A 4,273-nucleotide genomic window follows, 5' to 3' on the forward strand; every position below is an offset into this window, starting at 1 on the left:
CCGGGCAGAAAAGCGCCCGCGGGGGGCGGCTCCAGCAGCCCGCGCAGGCCGGCGGCCAGGAGGGGCGGCCGGGGCTGGGTCGGCGCGGCCAGCAGCTGGGCGGGGGTGCTCACCCCGGTGAAGACCAGCAGGCTGTCCACCCCGCCGTTGAACGCGCCCTCGATGTCGGTGTCCAGCCGGTCACCGACCACCAGCGGCCGCTTCGCCCCGGTGCGCAGCACCGTCTCCCGGTGCATCGGCGGCAGCGGCTTGCCCGCCACCTCCGGCTCCGCGCCGGTGGCCGCGCGCACGGCGGCCACCAGGGTGCCGTTGCCCGGCGCCACCCCGCGCGCGGTGGGAATCGACATGTCGGTGTTCGAGGCCACCCAGGGCAGGCCGGCGGCCACCGCGTAGGCGGCCTCCGCCAACCGCTCCCAGCCCACCGACGGGTCGAAGCCCTGCACCACCGCGGCCGGGCCGTCGGCCAGCGACTCCACCGCCACCAGGCCGCGCTCGGCCAGCGCCTCCACCAGGCCCGGACCGCCGACCACCAGCACCTTGGCTCCGGCCGGCACCTTCTCCGCCACCAGCCGGGCCGCCGCCTGGGCGGAGTTGATCACGTCCTCGGGCGCCGCCGGGACACCCAGCTCGGTCAGGTGCGCGGCCACCGCCCGGGGCGGCCGGGAGGCGTTGTTCGTCACGTACGCCAGCCGCATCCCCGCCGCCCGGGCCGCATCCAGCGACTCCACCGCGTACTCGATCGCGGCCGCACCGGCGTACACCACCCCGTCCAGGTCGAGCAGCGCGGTGTCGTAGGCCGCCGTGAGCGGCTGCTCGCTGTGGCCGGGCAGCTGAGTGTGCGTCATGCGCGGTCGTCCTCGTCTCTCGGGTCGTCGTCGGCACCCGACTGCGCCTGCACGGGCAGGTAGCCGGGCGCGCCGGGCAGCAGCGGGCCGTAGGCCCCGGCCCGGGCCGCCAGGGTGGCCCGGGTCTGCCGCAGCGCCCTGCGGTAGTGCTCGGCCTGCGGCCGCATCGCCACCGCCAGCGCCAAGTGCTCCGCCGAGGCCTCGAAGTCGCCTAACCGGGCGGCCGCGACGCCCCAGCCGAACTGAGCGTAGTCGTCGGACGGATCCGCCTGCGCCACGGTCCGGAAGTTCGCCAGCGCCGCCGCGTAGGCACCCGTGTCGTACTGGGCCCGGGCCAGCGCCTCCCGGATGCTCTTGGACTCCGGCTCGGCGGCCGCCGCCCGGGCCAGCAACTGCTCGGCCGCCGCCGGGTGCCCCTGCGCCAACAGCCGCTCACCGCGCCGGAACCACTCGTACACGTCCCCGACCGGTGCCCCGCCCATCGCCTGCTCCTCGTCCATCCCGCCTCCCGTCCGCCGCACGCCGCACACCACCGCCACGGCGCCGACAGCGCGCCGCCGGACGGATTCTTCTGCAAGATCTGGGAACAACCAGGTTCCCCGATACCCTTCCCAGATTGACCAGCTCCGCCGCACGGCGGGGCCCACGGATTTCTGTGCCGCCCATCCCGGCGTCCTGCGACCCAGGGCGGCGGGCCGTCCAGTCCCCCTCGGTCCCACAGGCCGGGGACCCTCGGGAGAGAACTGATGACTGCACCCCGCGCCGCCGGCGACTCCACCGCCCGGCCCGCCGCCCCGGCCGTGCCGGGCGGCCCGGGAGACCCTGGCCACGTGGCCACCGCCGGGCTCTCGCTGTCACCCTTCCGCGGGCTGCGCTACGTCCCCGAACGGGTCGGCACGCTGGCCGCCGTCACCTCCCCGCCCTACGACGTGGTCGACCCGCACCGCCGCCTCACCCTGGAGACCGCCGACCCGCACAACGTGGTCCGCCTCATCCTGCCGCGCCCCGAGCCCGAGGACACCGGCGAGCGCTCCGACCGCGACACCCGCTACCGGCACGCCGCCCGACTGCTCCAGGCCTGGCTGAGCGAGGGCGTGCTGGCCCCCGACCCGCAGCCCGCGCTCTACGTCTACGAGCAGTGCACCGACGCCGACAGCCCCAGCGGCGAACTGCTGCAGCGCGGCCTGATCGGCGCCCTCGCGGTCAGCGGCCCCGAGGGCGGCGTGGTGCTCCCGCACGAGGACGTGATGCCCCGTCCGGTCGCCGACCGGGTCGGCCTGATGCGCACCACCCGGGCCAACCTGGAGCCGCTGCTGCTCACCTACCGGGGCAAGGGCGGCGCCGCCGCGGTGATCGAGCGCGCCGTGTGCGAGGAGCCGCTGCTCACCACCACCACCTCGGACGGCACCCGGCACCGGCTCTGGGCCGTGACCAGCCCCGCCGAGCTGGCCGAGGTCAGCCGCGACCTGGCCACCTGCCGGGCACTGATCGCCGACGGCCACCACCGCTGGGAGATGTACCTGCGGCTGCAGCGCGAGAACCGCCACCTGCCGTTCAGCCCCTGGGACCGCGGCATGGTGCTGCTGGTGGACACCGCCCGCTACCCGCTGCGGGTCCGGGCGATCCACCGGGTGCTGTACCGGCTGTCGCCGGCCGAGGCGATGGCCGCACTGGACAAGGAGTCCGACGGCTGGCAGCTGCGCAGCCTGTCCGGTCCACTGACCGCCGCGCTCACCGAACTGGCCGCGGCGAAGACGACGGGCGGCAACGCCTTCGTGCTCACCGCCGGCGACGGCACCTACCACCTGCTGACCGGCCCCGACGAGGCGCTGCTGGAGCGCACCGTGCCCGCCGACAAGCCGGCCGAATGGCGCCACCTGGACGCCACCGTGCTGCACTCCACTCTGCTCGAGCACGTCTGGCGGGTGCCGGACAGCCCCGAGGACATCGGCTACCTGCACGCCGCCGCGGCCGCCGAGCGCGAGGCCGCCCGTACCGGCGGCACCGCCGTGCTGCTCCACCCGGTCGACGAGAGCGTGGTCCGGCGACTGGCCGAACAGGGCGTCACCATGCCCCGCAAGTCCACCTCGTTCGGTCCCAAGCCCGCCACCGGCCTGGTGCTGCGCAGCCTCGAACTCGGCTGACCCGTCCCGGGCCGCCCCGCACCGGGTCCCTGAACGCGAGTGGCCCCCAGCCGGATCGGCTGGGGGCCACTCAGGTACCTGCTACCCGTCAGTCGCGACGGTCGTCGCGGTCGTCACGGCTGAGGTCGTCACGGTCGTCACGGCTCCGGCCGACCTCGTCGGCCTCGTCGTCGTCCGCCTCGTCGATCTCCAGGTCGTCCTCGTCGTAGTACTCCTCGACGTCCTCGTCCTCCTCGAAGATCACCCGGTCCTCACCGTCCTCGCGGTGGTCCCGGCGCTCCTCGCGCGGCGCCTCGACCGGCTCGTCCTCCTCGGACTCCGGGTCGAGCGCGTCGACGAACTCCAGCCCGTCGATCTCGGCCAGCCGCTCGGAGGCGTTGGTCTGCCCCTCCGGGTCGGCCTCGGCCGCCTTGACGAACCAGTCGCGCGCCTCGTCGGCCCGGTCGGCCGCGATCAGCGCCTCGGCGTAGGCGTAACGCAGCCGCGCGGTCCACGGGTGCACCGTGTTGGAGGCCAGCTCCGGGCTCTGCAGGGTGACCACGGCCGCGTCGTGCTGGCCCAGGTCGCTGCGCGCACCGGCCGACACCAGGCGCATCTCCACCTGGCCGGCCTTGTCCAGCTGCTTCACCTCGGGCTCACCGGCCATCGCCAGCGCCCGCTCCGGACGGCCCAGACCGCGCTCGCAGTCCGCCATCACCGGCCACAGGTCGGCCCGACCGGTCATCCGGCGCGCGGCCCGGAACTCGGTCAGCGCCTCCGAGTAACGCTGCGTCATGTACGAGGCGAAGCCGGCCGCCTCGCGCACCGAGGGGACCCGGGAGGCCAGCCGCAGCGCGACCCGCGAGTACTTGTAGGCCTCCTCCGGCTCCGTGTCCAGCAGCCGGGCGACCATCACCAGGTTGCGGGCCACGTCGTCGGCGAGGGTCTTCGGCAGGCTCTTCAGCTCCTGGCGCACGTCGCCGTCGAGCTCCGCGCCCGTGACGTCCTCGGGGATCGGGAGGCGGTGCACCGGCTCGAAGTTGCCCCGGCGGTCCTCGTAGCCGCCCCCCTCACGGTCGTCGCGGCGCCCCTCGAAGGAGCGGGCACCACGGTCCCGGTCGCCGTACGACGGGCGCGCGCCGCGGTCCCGGTCGCCGTACGACGGGCGCGCGCCGCGGTCCCGGTCACCGTAGGACGGACGGCCGCCACGGTCGCCGCCCGGGCGGTCACCGTAGGACGGACGGCCACCACGGTCCCCGGAGGGGCGGTCACCGTAGGACGGACGACCACCACGGTCGCCACCGC

At 75.4% G+C, this 4,273-nt stretch carries 4 protein-coding genes; 1 reads left to right on the plus strand and 3 read right to left on the minus strand.

The window, feature by feature from the left end; genetic code table 11:
• The coding region (locus C7C46_RS27195) for an HAD-IIA family hydrolase (protein WP_110672580.1) at positions 1 to 845 on the minus strand (845 nt) is incomplete at its 3' end.
• Complete coding sequence (locus C7C46_RS27200) at positions 842 to 1,345, minus strand: tetratricopeptide repeat protein (protein WP_110672581.1); 504 nt, start codon at positions 1,343 to 1,345, stop codon at positions 842 to 844. The genes C7C46_RS27195 and C7C46_RS27200, both read right to left, overlap by 4 nt.
• 246 nt (positions 1,346 to 1,591) lie before the next feature.
• Between C7C46_RS27200 and C7C46_RS27205 the strand changes: the two genes are divergently transcribed.
• Positions 1,592 to 2,989, plus strand: coding sequence for a DUF1015 family protein (locus tag C7C46_RS27205; RefSeq protein WP_110672582.1), 1,398 nt, complete (start codon positions 1,592 to 1,594; stop codon positions 2,987 to 2,989).
• An 88-nt stretch (positions 2,990 to 3,077) separates the two neighbouring features.
• On the opposite strand, the gene C7C46_RS27210 is transcribed toward C7C46_RS27205, so the two are convergent.
• The gene (locus tag C7C46_RS27210) at positions 3,078 to 3,944 is read right to left on the minus strand and encodes a hypothetical protein (protein WP_220040699.1); all 867 of its coding nucleotides are present in this window, start codon (positions 3,942 to 3,944) and stop codon (positions 3,078 to 3,080) included.
• Positions 3,945 to 4,273 lie beyond the last annotated feature (329 nt).

The organism is Streptomyces tateyamensis (assembly GCF_003205575.1).
GTDB classification, from domain to species: Bacteria; Actinomycetota; Actinomycetes; order Streptomycetales; family Streptomycetaceae; genus Kitasatospora; species Kitasatospora tateyamensis.

Excerpts from the sequence above, each read along its gene's own strand:
- C7C46_RS27200 (WP_110672581.1), bottom strand. The coding sequence starts at position 1,345 with ATGGACGAGGAGCAGGCGATGGGCGGGGCACCGGTCGGGGACGTGTAC.
- C7C46_RS27205 (WP_110672582.1), top strand. The coding sequence starts at position 1,592 with ATGACTGCACCCCGCGCCGCCGGCGACTCCACCGCCCGGCCCGCCGCC.